Source organism: Streptosporangium longisporum, from assembly GCF_039534895.1.
GTDB lineage: Bacteria > Actinomycetota > Actinomycetes > Streptosporangiales > Streptosporangiaceae > Streptosporangium > Streptosporangium longisporum.
Window position 1 is genome coordinate 1133439 of sequence record NZ_BAAAWD010000006.1, and the last position, 15019, is coordinate 1148457.

Genomic DNA, 15019 nt, shown 5'->3' on the forward strand with positions numbered 1-15019 from the left:
TCCCGGTCCGGACCGGGCCGCCGCGGAGCCTAGGCGGGCTTGCCGTCGGCGGGATGTTCGACCAGGGCGAGAATACGGCTGGACATGAAACGGGCGGTGCGCACGGCCGTACCACTCCGGGTGACCTCGCTCACCTCCACCACGCCGCCGCGCGCGTTGGCGACCTCCACGCGGCGTCCCGCTCGCGTGGCGCTGACCTCGTAGGTTCGTGAACTGTCTCCTGCGTCGATGACAACCTCGACCTTGTCACCTTTCATACCTGATAAGTACCCAATGACGGACAGGTTCACCCGTACACCAGTTTGACTATCGCCACGACGCCGACGCAGACGATGAACCAGCGCAGCACCGGGGCGGGCAGCCTCCTGCCGATCTTCGCCCCCAGGAAGCCGCCGATCGCCGCGCCCAGCGCCACCATCAGCACCGCGGTCCAGTCGACCTCCGCGATGAAGATGAACAGGACGGCGGCCGAGGTGTTGATCAGCAGCGAGAGCACGTTCTTGGTCCCGTTGATCCGCTGCAGGTCGTCGTCGAGAAAGCTGCCCAGCAGCCCGATCAGCAGGACGCCCTGGGCGGCGCCGAAGTAGCCGCCGTAGATACCGGACGCGAACACGCCCGCCCAGAGCCAGGGCCCGCCGTGCGGGCGGGCGTGCTCCCGCCGGGCGCTCAGCCACCTGTTCAGCATGGGCTGGACCACCACCAGCACGCACGCCAGGCCGATCAGCACCGGCACGACGATGTCGAACGTCTCCGCGGGAAGGTACAGCAGCAGGACCCCGCCGATCACCGCGCTGACGATCGTGGGAAGGCCCAGCCGGATCAGCCGCTGGCGCTGCCCCTTCAGCTCCGCCCGGTAGCCGAGCGCGCCGGTCAGCGACCCGGGGACCAGGCCGATGCTGTTGCAGACGTTGGCGACGATCGGCGGCATGCCCAGCGCGACCATCGTCGGGAACGTGATGAGCGATCCCGAGCCGACGACCGCGTTGATGCTCCCGGCCCCGATCCCGGCCACGAAGATCGCGACCGCCTCCCACGGTGTCATGCGCTTCCCCTCATGTGTACGGCTCGCGCCCGTCGAAAGGTGCACGGCACTCAAGGGATGCTAGGAGGAGATCGACGGCCGCCCGGCGGCGGGGTGGCCCTGACCGGGGTGCGGGGGCCCGTAGCGCGCGGGGCTCCTCACCCTACGGGTGGGGTCCCGGCCTCTCGCGGACCCGCCGACGCACCGGATCCGGCGGGGGCGGGACGGGGGGAGCGGGAGGCCGCATCGCCCCCGGACGCCGGGGAGGACGCCCGAGACTCCCCTCCGCCTTCCTCCGAACCACCCGGGCCACCCGAACCACTCAGGCCGCCCGAACCGGCCGAACTGCCCGATCCGCCCGAGAACGCGCCGGACCCCGGGGAGGACCCGCGCGGTGAGAGGGTCCCGAGCTCGGGGTCCCCCTCGGCGATCTCCAGAAGCGTCCGGAGGTAGGCGTAGGTGAGGACCTCGGGGCCGGGCCCGCCCTCGCGGACGGCTTTCAGGAGCATCTCGGCCGCCTCGGCCTCCCCCACCGCCCGTTCCCTCCTGGCGTCGGCCTCGGCCCGTGCCGCGAGCACCGCGGCCTCGGCCTCGCCCTGGGCCCTGAGCACGGCGGCCTGCCGCGTGCCCTCGGCGTCCAGGACCGCGGCCTCCCTGCGCCCCTCGGCGGCCAGCACCGCCGCCCTGCGGTCCCGCTCGGCGCACGCGTGCCGCTCCATCGACTCCCGGACGGAGACCGGAGGGTCGATCGCCTTGAGCTCGGCCCGGCCGATCCGCACCCCCCCACGCCTCGGCGGCCCGTCCGAGCCTCTCGCACAGCTCGGTGCCGATCTCCCCTCTGGAGGCCAGCGCGTCCTCCAGGTCCCTGGAGCCGATCGCGTCGCGGAGCACGGTGACGGTGAGCTGTTCGACGGCGAGCAGGAAGTTGGCGATCTCGTAGGTGGCGGCGCGGGCGTCGGCGACCCGGAAGCACACGGCCGCGTCGACCGAGACCACCAGGTGGTCACGGGTGACGACCGGCCGCGGAGGGAAGGAGACGGCCTGCTCGCGCAGGTCGACGACGTCCCTGATCCGGTCGATGAACGGCACCACCAGGTTCGGCCCCGGGCCGAGGGTGCGGTGGTAGCGCCCGAACCGCTCCACCACCCCCGCGGTGCCCTGCGGCACCACATGGACCGTCCGGTACGCGGCGAACGCCGCCACGGCGAGGACGACGAGCGTGGCGACGAGCGATTCCATGACGCATCCCCGGCGGTCGATTCCCGTGGAACCCTGACCGAAGGATATTTGCTTTTCCCTTCACCGGCCTTTGAACGGCCGATAACGGTCTCAGAGCTGGTGCGCCCGCGCGTACCAGCGGCCGTCGCGCCCCCGGTCCAGGCTGAGCGGGACGCTGAAGGTGCGCGACAGGTTCTCCGCGGTCATCACCTGCTCGATCGGGCCCTGGGCCACCACCGAGCCGTGCCGCAGCAGCAGCGCGTGGGTGAACCCGCCGGGGATCTCCTCCACGTGGTGGGTGACCAGCACCATGGTCGGCGCCTTGGGGTCGTGCGCGAACGTCGCCAGCCTGCGGACCAGGTCCTCGCGCCCGCCCAGGTCCAGGCCGGCGGCGGGCTCGTCCAGCAGCAGCAGCTCCGGGTCGGGCATGAGCGCGCGGGCGATCTGGACCCGCTTGCGCTCCCCCTCCGACAGCGTGTTGAACCGCCGCCGGATCAGGTGGGCGCAGCCGAGCTGGTCGATCAGCTCCACGGCCCGCGTGACGTCGTGGGAGTCGTACTCCTCCGTCCACCGGCCGAGGATGGCGTACGAGGCCGTGAGCACCAGGTCGATGACCTTCTCCTCCGGCGGGACCTTCTCCGCCAGCGCGGCGCTCGCCAGCCCGATGCGGGGCCGCAGCTCGAAGACGTCGCTCTGGCCGAGCCGCTCGCCCAGGATCTCCACGATGCCCTCGGTGGGGAACAGCAGAGCCCCGACCACCTGCAGCAGCGTCGTCTTGCCCGCGCCGTTGGGACCGATGACGACCCACCGTTCGTCCTCGTGAACGGTCCAGTCGATCTCCCGCAGCAGGGCCGCCCCGTCTCTGCGGACGGTGACGTCCTGTAGCCGAAGCACCTGACCGCCCATCCCTGAAGCCTCCTCGTGAATCGCTGGAACAAAACCTATTGCAGGACAAGCGCATATCGTGGATCGGTGCACCCTGATTCACCGATCTCGGCCACCCTCGTCTGCTGGGGCAACGCCTGGCTCGCCGGACAGGTGGGCCTCGACGAGGCCGCCGACCGCGTGGAGCGGCAGGCAGGCCCCCAACTCGTCGCCGGCGACGCCGGCGACGTCCCTCTGCGCGGATTCCTCGCCGACCTGCGGATCGAGGGCATGAAGTCGCTGCGGCTGGCCCTGCCCGTCGCGGGTGACCCGCTCGGTCTCACCGGACCGCCCCCCTTCAACTCCGCGGCCATCGAGGCCGGGCAGGCGGCGATAGCCGTGCTTCCCGACAGATGCCTCGGCCTGGTCCCGGTAAAGGACCGCCGCGGGTCATCGTACGCCGGGGTTCGCTGGAGCGTGCTGCAGGCCCGTACCGCGGCCCCCGACCTGCCCTCGCTGTCCGAGGCCGAGCACGAGCTGACCCGTGCCATGCGGACGGCCACCGACGCGCTGCTCGGCGTCGAGGGGCCGGCCCAGGGCAGGCGGCGGGTGGAGATCGTGGACGAGGGCCTGGCCCCCGGCTACCCCGCCCGCGCCCACCGGGTCGCCGCGCTGGCCGCCCGGCTGGCCGCGGTGCTCCGGGTCGCCGACGACCGGGGGCTCACCTCCGGCCAGATCGCCGTACGCGGTCAGGCGCTGCGCGAGCTGGACCGGGCGGTACGGCGCGCCCGGGTGGTGGCCCACCACGCCATGACCGAACTGGTCTGACCCGCGCCGTCCACCACCGAAGGCCGTCCGGAGCCATCGGGGGCCATCAGGGCCGTCGGGGGCCGCGGGGGTCGTCGTCGGGCACGGGCGGGCGCGGACAGGGCGTGTGGAGGCCGCGGGAACGGCCCGGCACCCCTCAGGGGCGGCCGGGGACTGGTCGACGGCCGTCAGGTCAGGCCGTTGCGCACCGCGTACAGGGCGGCCTGTGTCCGGTCCTGCACGCCCAGTTTCATCAGCACGTTGGAGACGTGGGTCTTCACCGTCTTCTCCGCCACCGCGAGCCTTCTCGCGATCTCCCGGTTGGAGTGGCCCGAGGCGATCAGCGCCAGCACCTCGCGCTCCCGGTCGGTCAGCGGCGCCACCGGCCCGCCCTGCCCGCCGCCCCGGGCCCCGTCCTGCCGCCCCGCCGGGAGCGGTCCGGCACCGGACAGCATCGCCTCCGCGGCCTCTGCGGCGAGCAGCACCTGGCCGCCGTGCACCGCCCGGATGGCCTGCACCAGCGCGGCCGGTTCGACGTCCTTGTAGAGGAAGCCCGCCGCGCCCGCCCGCATCGCCGGGGCCACCCCCGCGGGGTCGCCGACCGAGGTCAGCACCAGCACCCGGGGCGACAGGCCGCGCTCCGCCAGCGAGAGCAGCGCGCCGAGCCCGTCCAGGACCGGCATCTTCAGGTCGAGCAGCAGCACGTCGGGGGCGAGGGACTCCACCAGCGCGACCGCCTCGGCGCCGTCGGCGGCCTCGCCGACCACCTCCAGGTCGTCCTGGAGGTCCAGGAAGGTGCGGAGCCCCTGGCGGACGACCGGGTGGTCGTCGGCGATCAGGACGCGGATCACCCGGGCACCTCCATCCGGATCACCGTGCCCGCGCCCAGCTCCGACCGCACCAGCACGCTCCCGCCGACCGCCTCGGCCCGGTCGGCCATCGAGGCGATGCCCAGCCCCCGTCCCGCGGCGGTGGCCACGTCGAAACCCGCCCCGTCGTCGCTCACCTCCAGCACCACCCGCCCGTCCTCGCGACCCAGCCGTACGGCGACGGTACGCGCCGCGGAGTGCCGGGAGGCGTTGTGCAGCGCCTCCTGGGCCACCCGCAGGACGGCCACCTCGACCGCGGGGTCGAGCGCCCGCGTCCCCCCGTCCGCCCCGGGAGCCTCCCCGCCGGTCTCCGCGCCGGTCTCCGCGCCGCTCTCCCCGCCCGTCTCCCCGTCCGAAGGCGACGACGAGAACGAGAACGAGGCCGGGTGGAGCCGGTCGAGCAGCCGGACGTGCTTGCGGAGCGTCTCGGCCAGGCCGTGCCGGCCCAGTTCGGCCGGCCTGAGCTCCACGATCACCGCGCGCAGCTCGGCCAGCGCCTCCCCGGCCAGCCTCTCCACCCGGTCGAGCTCCCGCAGCGCCCGTACCGGGTCGCCGGGCACCAGCGAGGCCGCGGCCTGCGCGGTCAGGCGCAGCGAGAACAGCTTCTGGGTCACCGCGTCGTGCAGTTCCCTGGCCATCCGGGTGCGCTCCTCCACCAGGGCCAGCTCGCGGCTGCGCTCGTACAGGCGGGCGTTGGTGAGGGCGATCGCGGCGTGCGCGGCGAACATCGTGAGCAGGCGCTGGTCGGCCTCGGTGAACCCGCCGGGGCCTCGCTTGTTGGACAGGAAGATGATGCCGAGCACCTGGTCGCCGTCGAGGATGGGCACCCCGAGGAAGTCCTTGAGCACCGGGTGGGCGCGGGGCCAGCACTCGAACCGGGGGTCCCTGCGGATGTCGGGCAGCCGGACCGGCGCGCCCTCGCGCAACATGGCGCCGAGCATGCCGTGCTGGCGGGGCATGGGCCCGATCGCCTCCCACTCCTCGTCGGAGATGCCCTCGGCGACGAACTCGGCGAACGCTCCGGCCTCGTCGGGCACGCCCAGCGCGGCGTAGCGGGCGTCCAGCAGCCGCTGCGCCGACCGCACGATGACCTGGAGCACCTCACGCACCGACAGGTGCCTGGTCACCGCGAGGACGGCCGAGCTCACCGCGTGCAGCACGGCGCCCGGGTCCTCGCTCTCGGAGCTCACGCAACGACTCTAGGCCGCGCCGGGCGTCCGGCGCGCGCGTCGCCGGTCCTAGGTCCGCCGCGAGCCGCCTAGGACCATCGGCCCACACCGGACCGGGTCCGACGGCCGATGTGCCGGGGGCGCCCGGTTCCTACCGTCGGGAACATGACGAAGACCGCACTCATCACCGGCGCCTCCCGCGGCCTCGGCCTGGCCCTGGCCCGTTCCCTGGCCGCCGACGGCTGGCGGCTCATCCTCACCGCGCGCGGCGAGGACGCGCTGCGCTCCGCCACGGACGGGCTGGGCGCCCTCGTCCTGGCCGGGGACGTGGCCGACCCCGTCCACCGGGACCGGCTGGCACGGGCCGCGGCGGACGCCGGAGGGCTGGACCTGCTGGTCAACAACGCCTCCGGGCTGGGCCCGGTACCGCTGCCGCCGCTGGCGGCCTACCCCGTCGGCGCGCTCGGCGACCTGTTCGAGGTGAACGTGCTGGCCCCGCTGGCCCTGATCCAGGCGACGCTGCGCGGTCTGCGGGACCGGCGCGGCGCGATCGTGAACATCTCCTCCGACGCGGCGGTGGAGGCGTACGAGGGATGGGGTGGCTACGGAGCGACCAAGGCCGCCCTGGAGCGGCTCTCCCACGTGCTGGCCGTGGAGGAACCGGACGTCGCGGTCTGGTGGGTCGATCCGGGCGAGATGTCCACGGCCATGCTCGCCGACGCGCTCGGCCCGGCCGAGGCCGCGGCGGCGCCCGCCCCCGAGACCGTCGTGCCCACCCTGCTGCGGCTGGTCACCGAGCGCCCGGGGAGCGGGCGGGTGACGCACGCATGAGCGCGGGAACGAGCGTGCCCGTGACGGACGCCATGGCCGCCGACTTCGTGCTCCCCGGCGAGCTGGAGGCGCGCCGGCCGCCGGAGGTCCGGGGGCTGGCCCGCGACGGGGTGCGGCTGCTGGTCTCCGACCGCGGCACCGGCCGGGTCGGGCATCACGCGTTCACCGACCTGCCGGACCTGCTCGGCCCCGGTGACCTGCTGGTGGTCAACGACTCCGGCACGCTCCCGGCGGCGGTCCGGCTCGACCGGCTCGCGGTGCACTTCTCCACCGAACGCGAGGACGGCACCTGGCTGGTCGAGCTGCGCAGGTTCCCCGAGCACGGGCCCTACCGGGGCGGGACGGCCGGGGAGTGGCTGCCGCTGCCGGGCGGGGCGACGCTGCGGCTGCTGGAGGCGGAGACGCCCCGGCTGTGGCGGGCGAGCCTGGACCGCGAGGTCATCGGCTACCTGCGCCGCCACGGCGTACCGATCCGCTACTCCTACGTGGACCGGGACTGGCCGCTGGAGGCGTACCAGACCGTGTTCGGGGTGCGGCCGGGCAGCGCGGAGATGCCCAGCGCGGGACGGCCGTTCACCACCGGCCTGGTGACCTCGCTGGTGTCGCGCGGCGTCGGGATCGCGCCGATCACCCTGCACACCGGGGTGGCCTCGCCCGAGCGGGACGAGGCGCCCTACCCGGAGCGGTTCGAGGTGCCCGCCTCCACCGCCCGGCAGGTGGAGCTCACCCGCGCCGGTGGCGGCCGGGTGATCGCGGTCGGCACGACCGTGGTCAGGGCCCTGGAGACGGCCGTGACGCCGGACGGCCGGATCGGCCCGGCGAGCGGCTGGACCTCGCACCTGGTGACCCCCGCCACCGGGGTACGGGCGGTGGACGGCCTGCTCACCGGGCTGCACGAGCCGCGCTCCACCCACCTGCTGATGCTCTCGGCGTTCACCGGCCGCGACCTGCTCTCCCGCTCGTACGCCGCGGCGCTCGCGGAGGGCTACCTGTGGCACGAGTTCGGCGACGTCCACCTGATCGCGGCCGCCCGCTAAGTCAGCCACAAGGGGTTTCCAAGTCAGGTCCGGCAGGTTGGTCCCGGCACCCTACGGGGATCACCGGATCCCGACTGGAGCACGACATGCGCCGGCACCTCGCCCGTCTCGCCGCCATCGCCCTGGCCGGAGGCGCGCTGCTCACCCCCGGCGCCGCGAGCGCCGTGAGCGGCGCGAACGCCGCGAGCGCCGCGAACCCGACGGGCTCCGCGGGCTCCGCGGGCTGCGCGGGCTCCGCGGCCCGGCCGGTGTCCGCCGGGCCCTCGTACGGCCGGCCCCGGCGTCCCTGAGGGGGAGACCCGGGGCCGGTCCTAGAAGCGGCCCCAGTCGTCGGCGGCGGCGCGCCAGACGTCGATGTTGCGCGGGTCCACGGTCATCCTGCGCGCCCGGTGCGTCTCGTGCTCCTCGGGGGTGAGGACGCGGTGGCCGTCGCACAGCTCGTACCTGGGACCGTGCTTGGGGTCGAACAGGTAGAACGCGATCGAGGTGGAGGCGGAATGGTTGACCATGTCCGAGGCGATGGGGACGTTCTTGTACAGGGCACGCGCCCTGCCGCGCATCACGTGGTCGAAGCTCTTCATCATGAAGCACAGGTGCGCGACGTAGTACTCCTCGTTGCGCTGGAGGGCGAGGCTGTGGTGGTAGCGGTCCTCGGCCCGCAGGAAGACGGTGACGTCGCCGACGTGGTCGGAGGACTGGAAGCCGAGCACCCCGGTGTAGAAGGCCAGGCACTCGTCGTACTTGTCGGTGGCGATGAAGGGGTGCACCAGGTCGAGTGGGCGCAGCTCGACGAGCGGCGGCTCGGCGTACTCGTGGAACTCGGTGAACAGCTCCACGATCAGCCCGTTCGGGTCGCGCACGCCGAAGCCGCGGTCGCAGAGCCCCTTCATCCGGTCCTGTAGCGGGAGCACCTCCAGCCCCGCCGCGACGACCCGCTCGCGCAGGTCGTCGAGGACCTCGCCGGACTCCACGCTGAAGCCGACCGCGACGGTCTGCGACACCTCCCTGCCGGGCTCGCTGAGCAGCTCCACGCAGTGGTGCTCGATGTCGGCGCGCAGGTAGGCGTGCTCGTCGTCGTGCTGTTCGAGCTGGAGCCCCACGTGGTACCGCAGGAACTCGATGGTCGCGGCCATGTCGGGCACCGCGATCCGGGCGTACTCCATCCCGTACGGCGCCCGGCGGCGGGTGGCGGTTGTCATGGTGCTACCTCTTCTTCCTTGTCGTTTCCATGTCTCTCGTCCGCGGGGTCCACCGGAGCACCGCGCCTCGCGGCGTGGCCGGGTCAGAAGGGGAAGCTGACGATGGCCTGCCGCTCGATCACCGGGCGCCAGCGCAATCGCACGAACTCCTCGTGCGAGGGGCTGTTCAGGTAGTCCAGGAGCTCCCGCTCGGAGTCGAACTCGACGACGAAGCCGTGCGTCATGCTCGTGTCGCGGGTGCTGACGTTGGGGCCGCAGGCCCAGCCGCGCATGGCCGGGTACCTGGCGGGGAACGTCTCCAGCTCCGCCAGGACGGCCTCGGCCGTCCCGGGCGGCAGGTCCGGCCGGAAGCGGAAGAGCAGCACGTGTTTGATCATCAGAGGATGAAGCTCAGCCGTGCGCCCGCGTCCATGGTCTCCATCGCGGGGATCGCCCTGCGGAGCCGGAAGCGCAGCCCGTCGTCCTCCACGAGCAGGACGTGCTCGTAGCGGCCCACGTAGGTGTACGTCCCGCCGTCCCGGTAGCGGTGCACGATGAAGTTCGCCGCCACCCAGACCGTGCTCTCGCCCTGCTCCAGGATGAGCACGTTGGAGACCATCCGGTGCGTCCTGGAGTGCGGGTTCTCGGCGTGCGCCTTGCGGCTCTTGAGGCGCTTGACCCTGGCCCGGATGAGGTCGTAGTCGTCGCACATGAACGAGCCGGCCGAGGAGCTGTCCCAGCCCTTCCAGTCGGTGGTGGCCACCTCCAGCCGCCCGCCCTCCTCGAAGAGGGTGAACCACTCGTCCAGGCGCCACTCGTCGAGCAGCTGGGCCTCCCGGTAGAGGAAGTCCTCCACCTCCGGCCGGGTGATGGTCCTGCCGCCCACGACGTCCTCCCTGTGTCCCGTGCTCACCGGCTCAGTCCCTGCCCACGACGGTGGCCCAGTGCCGCCAGAAGCTGCGCATCGCGCCCTCGTCGATGGAGCGGCCCTGGTTGCCCTGCCGCTCGTTGGCCATGCCGCGCGACATGTCGCTCCAGTCGAAGGCGGGGTCGGCCGAGTCCGCGGTCGCCTCGATCCCGCGCTGCACCGCCTCGTACGCCTCGATGTCGTCCGGGGTGGCCAGCCCGCCGGGGCCGACGAAGCTGACCATCGTCTTGATCCGCAGCTCCCGCACCTCGGCCGGTTCGCCCACCTCGACGAACTGCCAGGCCCGCACGTCGGTGCGGTCCGGGGCGACCGGTTCGAGCTGGCGGATGGTCAGCGCCTCCAGGTCGAACAGCAGCAGGTTGGGGAAGACGAAGAGGATCCGGCTGGCGTCGGCGATCTCGGCGGCGAGCTCGGAGCCCAGCCGGTCCACCATCTCCTCGCGCTTGGCGACCGTCCGCTCCCGCTCGGTCTCGCCGAACCTCGGCTCCCAGACCATCCCGATCCGCCCGTTGTGGCCGGTCAGGATGAGCAGGCCGTGGCCGCCGCCCAGGTCGTAGGCGTACTGGTCGTCGTCGGTGACGGCGAAGCCGGTCTCGCGCAGGTAGCCCACGAAGGTGTTGTGGGTGGGGGCGAAGTGGTAGCCGTCCATCGCGTTCTCGACGGCGAGCTTCCAGTTGCCCTTGACCGCGTACAGCTGCACGCCGGGCACGGTCTCCATGCCCGCCGGGCCGATCCGGGCGGTCAGCGACATGTAGTGGGCGGCCTTGCCGAGGTGGGTCAGCAGGTCGGGCACGTCGGGGTCGAAGGCGATGAACACGAAGCCCTCGTGGGTCGCGATCCTGGGCACCGAGCGGAGCCTCATCCGCTCGCGGAACCCGTCCACGTCGGCGTAGGCGTCGTCGCCGGGCAGCGCCGCCAGCTCGCCCGAGTTGCTGAACGCCCAGGCGTGGTAGAAGCACTGGAAGAACTTGGTGTTGCCCTCGCCGAAGCGGCACAGCACCGTGCCGCGGTGGGTGCAGGCGTTGAGGAAGACCTGGATCTCGCCGGAGGAGTCACGGCAGAAGATCAGCGGGCGCCCGCCGAGGGTCCTGGTCTTGAAGTCGCCGGGCTTGGGGATCTCCGTCTCGTGGCCGAGGTAGAGCCAGGTGTGCCCCCAGATGCGGGCCGTCTCCTCGCGGAAGACCTCCTGGGACCGGTAGGCGGACCGGTGCACCCGGAACGAGAGCGCCTCCCCGTCCTCCTCCACGAGGGAGGCGATCGGATGTCCCTGTGTCAGCTGCGTCATCGCGGCGCCTGGCCTTCCTGCGGATCTTGAACGAGAATTCGAGATGCCATCTCGCTATGTGATGCTGCTACCCCGTCTTCCCGGTGTCAAGTACGGGGCCGGAGGTCGAAATGTTCGGTTACTCGCTGTTAACGGCGACGCAACACCCATGGGGTTCTCTCAGCCGGTGACAGCGACATATCCCCCGTGGAGGGACAATGCTCCAGCCGAAGATCGGCCGCATCGATGGTTCGCACTACCTTCCCACCAGCTCAGACACTAGCCTCTGGGGTCTGCTGCCCAACCGGGGCCACCTGCCGGTGCTGCACGTCGCCTCGGGCGAGACCGTCACCATCGACACGCTGAGTCACGAAGGGATCCTGGAGGACCAGGGCCGCGACCCAGTCGCCTACCTCGCCGGGTTCGGCGTCGGCGCCGACCGGGTGCTCACCGACGCGCGCGAGCTCGCCGCCTCCGGGATCCCCCACGACTACGACAACGACGGCCCTCACGTGGTGACCGGGCCGATCTCGGTCGCCGGGGCCGAACCCGGCGACGTGCTCCGGGTGGACGTGCTCAGCCTGCTGATCCGGGCGCCGTACGGGTTCGTCAGCAGCAGGCACGGTTACGGCGCGTTGCCCGGGGAGTTCCCCGAGACCCCGGCCGACACCGGCCCGAGGCCGGACGGGACCCGGGAGTACAACAGCGTCTGCGTGTTCACCGAGGTCGTCGAGGAGGCCGGGCGCCTGCACGGTGTCATCCCGTTCGGCAAGGGGCGGTCGGCGCGTTTCCCGCTCGCCCCGTTCCTGGGCCTGATGGGCGTGGCGTCCGACACCGACGCCCCGGTCCACTCGGTGCCGCCCGGCCCGTTCGGCGGGAACCTCGACATCAACGAGCTCCAGGTCGGGTCGAGCCTCTACCTGCCGGTCCAGGTGCCCGGAGCCGGGTTCTACGCCGGTGACCCGCACTACGCGCAGGGGGACGGCGAGGTCGCGCTGACCGCGCTGGAGGCGCCGCTGCGCGCCACGCTGCGCCTGTCGGTGATCCCCGCGGCCCAGGCCCGCGCGCTCCTGGGCGCGCTGGACGAGCCCTTCGCCGAGACCGCCACCCACTGGCTCCCGGTCGGCCTGCACACCGACCTCAACGAGGCCATGCGCCGTGCCGTACGGGCCGCCGTGGGCTTCCTCGAACGCACCCAGGGGATGGAGCGGCCCAAGGCCCTGGCCTACCTCAGCGCGGCGGCCGACTTCGAGGTCAGCCAGGTCGTCGACCAGGTCAAGGGAGTACACTGCATGATCAGGAAGGCCGACTTCGGGCGGTGACCGCTCCCGGCGCGCCGCCTACCCCTCGGGCAGCCAGACCGCGTCCCGGAAGTCCGGGCGCGGCGGGCTGAACACGTCGACGTTGACGCACGGCCCCTCGACGGGCTCGACGTGGTGCTCGGCGCCCCGGGGGACCAGCAGCATCGACCCCGCCGACATGGCGTGCGGCACGCCGTCGACGTAGTAGTCGCACCGGCCCTGAAGGATCAGCACGAGCTGGTCGAAGTCGTCGTGCCGGTGCGGGTTGAGCGTCATGCCGACGGCCAGCTCGTGCCAGGCCAGCATGACCTCGTCGGTGGAGTACACCTTACGGGAGACCCCCGGCCGGACCACGGTCGCGGGGATGTCGTCCCAGTTGACCGCGAGGCCGTACAGCAGCGGGCTGAAAGTGGTCATTGCGCTTCCTTCCATCGATGGATCACCTCGCGCAGGGCCGAGCCGAGGAGTTGCACGTCGGAGCCGACGACGAGGTAGCGGGCGGCGCCCAGGCCGCCGCCGGTGAGCAGCGCCTCGTCCGCGCGGGCGATCCAGCCTCCCGGCGCCACCCCTGCGGACAGGGCCGCGCCGACGATCTCCTCGACCTTCGCGCGCAGCGCCTCCGGACCGGGAAGCCCCATGCCGACGGCCAGGTCGGTGGTGCCGACGAAGGCCACGTCCAGGCCGCCCACCAGCTCCTGAACCGGGTCCAGGGTGACGGCGGTCTCGATCTGCCCGACGAGCAGTGGCGGGTCCTGCGCCTCGGCCGCCAGGTAGGCCGCCAGGTCCACCGCGCCGAAACCGGCCGCGGGATGCGACAGGCTCACGCTCCGCCGCCCGTGGGGGGCGTAGCGGGTCGCGCCGGTCAGGGCGGCGACCTCGGCGACCGCGGTCAGCGTGGAGAGCTGCACCCCGGCCGCACCGGCCTCCAGCACCCTGTTGATCAGCGCCGGGTCCACGGCGGGCACCCGTACCAGGGCCGGAAGACCCGTCGCGGCGGCGTGCCGGACGAGCGCGAGCGCGGTCGCCTCCGGCAGCGAGGAGTGCTCCAGGTCCACGACGACGAAGTCGAACCCGGCCTGCCGGGCGAGGTCCACGCAGTCGGTGCTCGGCAACTTGAGGAACGTGCCGACCACCCGGTCCCCGCCGGTCAGCGCGTCCCGCAGCCTCCGCCGCAGCGCGGCGACCCCCGCCGCCGGGACGGCCCGGGACGGCGGTTCCCGGGTCGCCGGCCCACAGGACGGCGCGGCCGGTCCGGGGGGTACGGTCACCGGTCCTGGTCCAGGCCGCGCCAGGGGGTGGTCTCCACGCGCCGCCCGTGGTGCAGGACCAGCGCGGGCTCCAGCCGGGAGGCCGTGATCGAGTTGCCGGACGCGTCGGGCAGGGTCGTCTCGGGAGCGTCCTCCAGCACGGTGACGTGCGCGGGACCGCCCTCGACCAGGGTGCCGTAGCCCTCGGTGTCCAGGCCGAGCAGCCGGGCCGGGGCGATGGTCATCCGCGGCACGATCTCGTCCATGGTCATGCCGAGCGCGCGCAGCTTGGCCGCGCTGGTGACCAGGTCGAAGACGGGCCCGCGCCAGTTGCGCGCGCTGGTGTCGGAGGTGAGCAGGTCGGGCAGGAACCCGTCGGCGATCGCCCTCCTGGCGACCTCGAAGCTGAGGTTGCTCCTGCCGTGGGCGCTGTCGAAGAGCACCCCGCGGGCCCGCGCCTCCCGCACCTCGGCGATGACCTTGTCCCCGTCGAGGATGCCGTGCGGCTTGCCGGTGTAGCAGTGGGCGACGACGTCCCCGGGGCGGAGCAGGCCGAGGACCTCGGGCAGCGGCTCCTCGGTCTCCCCGATGTGGACCATCAGCGGCAGCCCCGCGTCGGCCGCGAGCGCGAGGGAGGTCTTGAGCAGCGAGCGCCAGGCCGGGCCGACCACGTCCTCGGAGAGACGGATCTTGAAGCCGCGGACCACGCCGGGGTTCTCCGCCGCGACGGCCAGCGCGTCCTCGGGGACGAGAGTGGCCGGGTTGAGCAGCTCGCCGAAGCGGAAGTCGATGAGCCCGAGCACCGAGACGTTCAGGAAGTTGACCAGCCGCATCTCGGCGGCCTGGACCACGTACCGGTCGAAGGCGGCGAAGGTCGAGGCGCCGACCGTGCCGGCGTCGGCCGCGGCCACCACCCCCCGGCGCAGGTGGGCCTCGTCCGGCGGGGCACCGACCTTCGAGACGTTCTCGAAGACGTGGGTGTGCCCCTCGACCAGGCCCGGCATCACCCATTTTCCGGTGCAGTCGACGACCTGCCCGGCCTGGGCGACCTGGGCGGCCAGCGAGGGCGCGATGCGCGCCACCCGGTCCCCGGTCACGGCCACGTCGGTGACCGAGTGGGTGCCCGCCACCGGATCGAAGACGGTACCGCCGGACAGGACCAGGTCGAATGCAGTCTCGGTCATATCTCGTTCTTTCGGTTCTTGAGGGCCGTGAGGCCCGGGAGGGCTGTGCGGGGTTCTGGGGGACGGCCGGGGCCGGTGCGGGGACCCGGAGGCGGCTGCGC

At 72.9% G+C, this 15019-nt stretch carries 18 protein-coding genes and 1 pseudogene; 5 read left to right on the forward strand and 14 right to left on the reverse strand.

The window, feature by feature from the left end; genetic code table 11:
- Nucleotides 1-29: 29 nt before the first annotated feature.
- The 5 genes and pseudogenes from ABD832_RS09240 to ABD832_RS09255 form a co-directional block, all read right to left on the reverse strand.
- Entirely contained in the window at nt 30-257 is a 228-nt protein-coding gene (locus ABD832_RS09240; protein ID WP_329088968.1) for a hypothetical protein, read from the reverse strand.
- Nucleotides 258-286: 29 nt separating this feature from the next.
- A complete protein-coding gene (locus tag ABD832_RS09245) occupies nt 287-1042 on the reverse strand; it encodes a sulfite exporter TauE/SafE family protein (RefSeq protein WP_344891227.1) in 756 nt (251 codons plus the stop codon).
- A gap of 137 nt (nt 1043-1179) precedes the next feature.
- Entirely contained in the window at nt 1180-1800 is a 621-nt protein-coding gene (locus ABD832_RS09250) for an SPFH domain-containing protein (protein WP_344891230.1), read from the reverse strand.
- Between the two features lie 13 nt (nt 1801-1813).
- Nucleotides 1814-2260: pseudogene (locus ABD832_RS42100) on the reverse strand (SPFH domain-containing protein); the annotation flags it as partial.
- 90 nt (nt 2261-2350) lie between these two features.
- Nucleotides 2351-3145 (reverse strand): ABC transporter ATP-binding protein, encoded by a 795-nt coding sequence (locus ABD832_RS09255; protein ID WP_344891233.1) that lies wholly within the window; start codon nt 3143-3145, stop codon nt 2351-2353.
- Between the two features lie 66 nt (nt 3146-3211).
- Between ABD832_RS09255 and ABD832_RS09260 the strand changes: the two genes are divergently transcribed.
- Nucleotides 3212-3931 carry a hypothetical protein gene (locus ABD832_RS09260; protein ID WP_344891236.1) on the forward strand — a complete coding sequence of 240 codons (720 nt, stop codon included), beginning with the start codon at nt 3212-3214 and terminating at the stop codon, nt 3929-3931.
- Nucleotides 3932-4098: 167 nt separating this feature from the next.
- Here the strand turns inward: ABD832_RS09260 and ABD832_RS09265 are convergent, their stop codons facing one another.
- Together ABD832_RS09265 and ABD832_RS09270 are read right to left on the reverse strand one after the other, a co-directional pair.
- Entirely contained in the window at nt 4099-4761 is a 663-nt protein-coding gene (locus tag ABD832_RS09265; RefSeq protein WP_344891239.1) for a response regulator, read from the reverse strand.
- Nucleotides 4758-5969 (reverse strand): GAF domain-containing sensor histidine kinase, encoded by a 1212-nt coding sequence (locus ABD832_RS09270; protein ID WP_344891243.1) that lies wholly within the window; start codon nt 5967-5969, stop codon nt 4758-4760. The genes ABD832_RS09265 and ABD832_RS09270 overlap by 4 nt, the downstream gene beginning before the upstream one ends.
- A gap of 144 nt (nt 5970-6113) precedes the next feature.
- Here ABD832_RS09270 and ABD832_RS09275 point away from each other — a divergent pair, with 144 nt between their 5' ends.
- The 3 genes from ABD832_RS09275 to ABD832_RS09285 all read left to right on the forward strand — a co-directional run bounded on the left by ABD832_RS09275 (nt 6114) and on the right by ABD832_RS09285 (nt 8106).
- On the forward strand, nt 6114-6779 hold the full coding sequence (locus ABD832_RS09275; protein WP_344891244.1) for an SDR family NAD(P)-dependent oxidoreductase: 666 nt from the start codon (nt 6114-6116) through the stop codon (nt 6777-6779).
- A complete protein-coding gene (locus ABD832_RS09280) occupies nt 6776-7816 on the forward strand; it encodes an S-adenosylmethionine:tRNA ribosyltransferase-isomerase (RefSeq protein WP_344891246.1) in 1041 nt (346 codons plus the stop codon). The genes ABD832_RS09275 and ABD832_RS09280 overlap by 4 nt, the downstream gene beginning before the upstream one ends.
- Before the next feature lie 86 nt (nt 7817-7902).
- Nucleotides 7903-8106 carry a hypothetical protein gene (locus ABD832_RS09285; protein ID WP_344891249.1) on the forward strand — a complete coding sequence of 68 codons (204 nt, stop codon included), beginning with the start codon at nt 7903-7905 and terminating at the stop codon, nt 8104-8106.
- A gap of 21 nt (nt 8107-8127) precedes the next feature.
- On the opposite strand, the gene ABD832_RS09290 is transcribed toward ABD832_RS09285, so the two are convergent.
- The 4 genes from ABD832_RS09290 to ABD832_RS09305 form a co-directional block, all read right to left on the reverse strand.
- Entirely contained in the window at nt 8128-9015 is an 888-nt protein-coding gene (locus ABD832_RS09290; protein WP_344891252.1) for a VOC family protein, read from the reverse strand.
- Between the two features lie 83 nt (nt 9016-9098).
- Nucleotides 9099-9392 (reverse strand): Dabb family protein, encoded by a 294-nt coding sequence (locus ABD832_RS09295; RefSeq protein ID WP_344891255.1) that lies wholly within the window; start codon nt 9390-9392, stop codon nt 9099-9101.
- Nucleotides 9392-9907, reverse strand: a complete 516-nt coding sequence (locus ABD832_RS09300) for an aromatic-ring-hydroxylating dioxygenase subunit beta (RefSeq protein WP_344891258.1) — start codon at nt 9905-9907, stop codon at nt 9392-9394. The genes ABD832_RS09295 and ABD832_RS09300 overlap by 1 nt, the downstream gene beginning before the upstream one ends.
- Nucleotides 9908-9911: 4 nt before the next feature.
- Nucleotides 9912-11207: an aromatic ring-hydroxylating oxygenase subunit alpha gene (locus ABD832_RS09305; protein WP_344891261.1), complete on the reverse strand. Its 1296-nt coding sequence runs from the start codon at nt 11205-11207 to the stop codon at nt 9912-9914.
- 197 nt (nt 11208-11404) lie between these two features.
- Here ABD832_RS09305 and ABD832_RS09310 point away from each other — a divergent pair, with 197 nt between their 5' ends.
- Nucleotides 11405-12508: an acetamidase/formamidase family protein gene (locus ABD832_RS09310; RefSeq protein WP_344891264.1), complete on the forward strand. Its 1104-nt coding sequence runs from the start codon at nt 11405-11407 to the stop codon at nt 12506-12508.
- An 18-nt stretch (nt 12509-12526) separates the two neighbouring features.
- Here the strand turns inward: ABD832_RS09310 and ABD832_RS09315 are convergent, their stop codons facing one another.
- Genes ABD832_RS09315 through ABD832_RS09325 form a run of 3 tightly spaced genes read right to left on the reverse strand, consistent with a single transcriptional unit; the run spans nt 12527 to nt 14918 of the window.
- Nucleotides 12527-12904, reverse strand: coding sequence for a cupin domain-containing protein (locus ABD832_RS09315; protein WP_344891266.1), 378 nt, complete (start codon nt 12902-12904; stop codon nt 12527-12529).
- Complete coding sequence (locus tag ABD832_RS09320; RefSeq protein WP_344891269.1) at nt 12901-13755, reverse strand: HpcH/HpaI aldolase family protein; 855 nt, start codon at nt 13753-13755, stop codon at nt 12901-12903. The genes ABD832_RS09315 and ABD832_RS09320 overlap by 4 nt, the downstream gene beginning before the upstream one ends.
- Nucleotides 13752-14918, reverse strand: coding sequence for an amidohydrolase family protein (locus ABD832_RS09325; protein ID WP_344891272.1), 1167 nt, complete (start codon nt 14916-14918; stop codon nt 13752-13754). Before ABD832_RS09325 ends, ABD832_RS09320 begins: the two co-directional genes overlap by 4 nt.
- Nucleotides 14919-15019: the final 101 nt, after the last annotated feature.

What these genes read in the sequence shown, in the direction of transcription:
- ABD832_RS09240 (WP_329088968.1), bottom strand. Translation starts at nt 257, where the DNA reads ATGAAAGGTGACAAGGTCGAGGTTGTCATCGACGCAGGAGACAGTTCA.
- ABD832_RS09245 (WP_344891227.1), bottom strand. Translation starts at nt 1,042, where the DNA reads ATGACACCGTGGGAGGCGGTCGCGATCTTCGTGGCCGGGATCGGGGCC.
- ABD832_RS09255 (WP_344891233.1), bottom strand. Translation starts at nt 3,145, where the DNA reads ATGGGCGGTCAGGTGCTTCGGCTACAGGACGTCACCGTCCGCAGAGAC.
- ABD832_RS09275 (WP_344891244.1), top strand. Translation starts at nt 6,114, where the DNA reads ATGACGAAGACCGCACTCATCACCGGCGCCTCCCGCGGCCTCGGCCTG.
- ABD832_RS09280 (WP_344891246.1), top strand. Translation starts at nt 6,776, where the DNA reads ATGAGCGCGGGAACGAGCGTGCCCGTGACGGACGCCATGGCCGCCGAC.
- ABD832_RS09285 (WP_344891249.1), top strand. Translation starts at nt 7,903, where the DNA reads ATGCGCCGGCACCTCGCCCGTCTCGCCGCCATCGCCCTGGCCGGAGGC.
- ABD832_RS09290 (WP_344891252.1), bottom strand. Translation starts at nt 9,015, where the DNA reads ATGACAACCGCCACCCGCCGCCGGGCGCCGTACGGGATGGAGTACGCC.
- ABD832_RS09295 (WP_344891255.1), bottom strand. Translation starts at nt 9,392, where the DNA reads ATGATCAAACACGTGCTGCTCTTCCGCTTCCGGCCGGACCTGCCGCCC.
- ABD832_RS09305 (WP_344891261.1), bottom strand. Translation starts at nt 11,207, where the DNA reads ATGACGCAGCTGACACAGGGACATCCGATCGCCTCCCTCGTGGAGGAG.
- ABD832_RS09310 (WP_344891264.1), top strand. Translation starts at nt 11,405, where the DNA reads ATGCTCCAGCCGAAGATCGGCCGCATCGATGGTTCGCACTACCTTCCC.
- ABD832_RS09315 (WP_344891266.1), bottom strand. Translation starts at nt 12,904, where the DNA reads ATGACCACTTTCAGCCCGCTGCTGTACGGCCTCGCGGTCAACTGGGAC.
- ABD832_RS09325 (WP_344891272.1), bottom strand. Translation starts at nt 14,918, where the DNA reads ATGACCGAGACTGCATTCGACCTGGTCCTGTCCGGCGGTACCGTCTTC.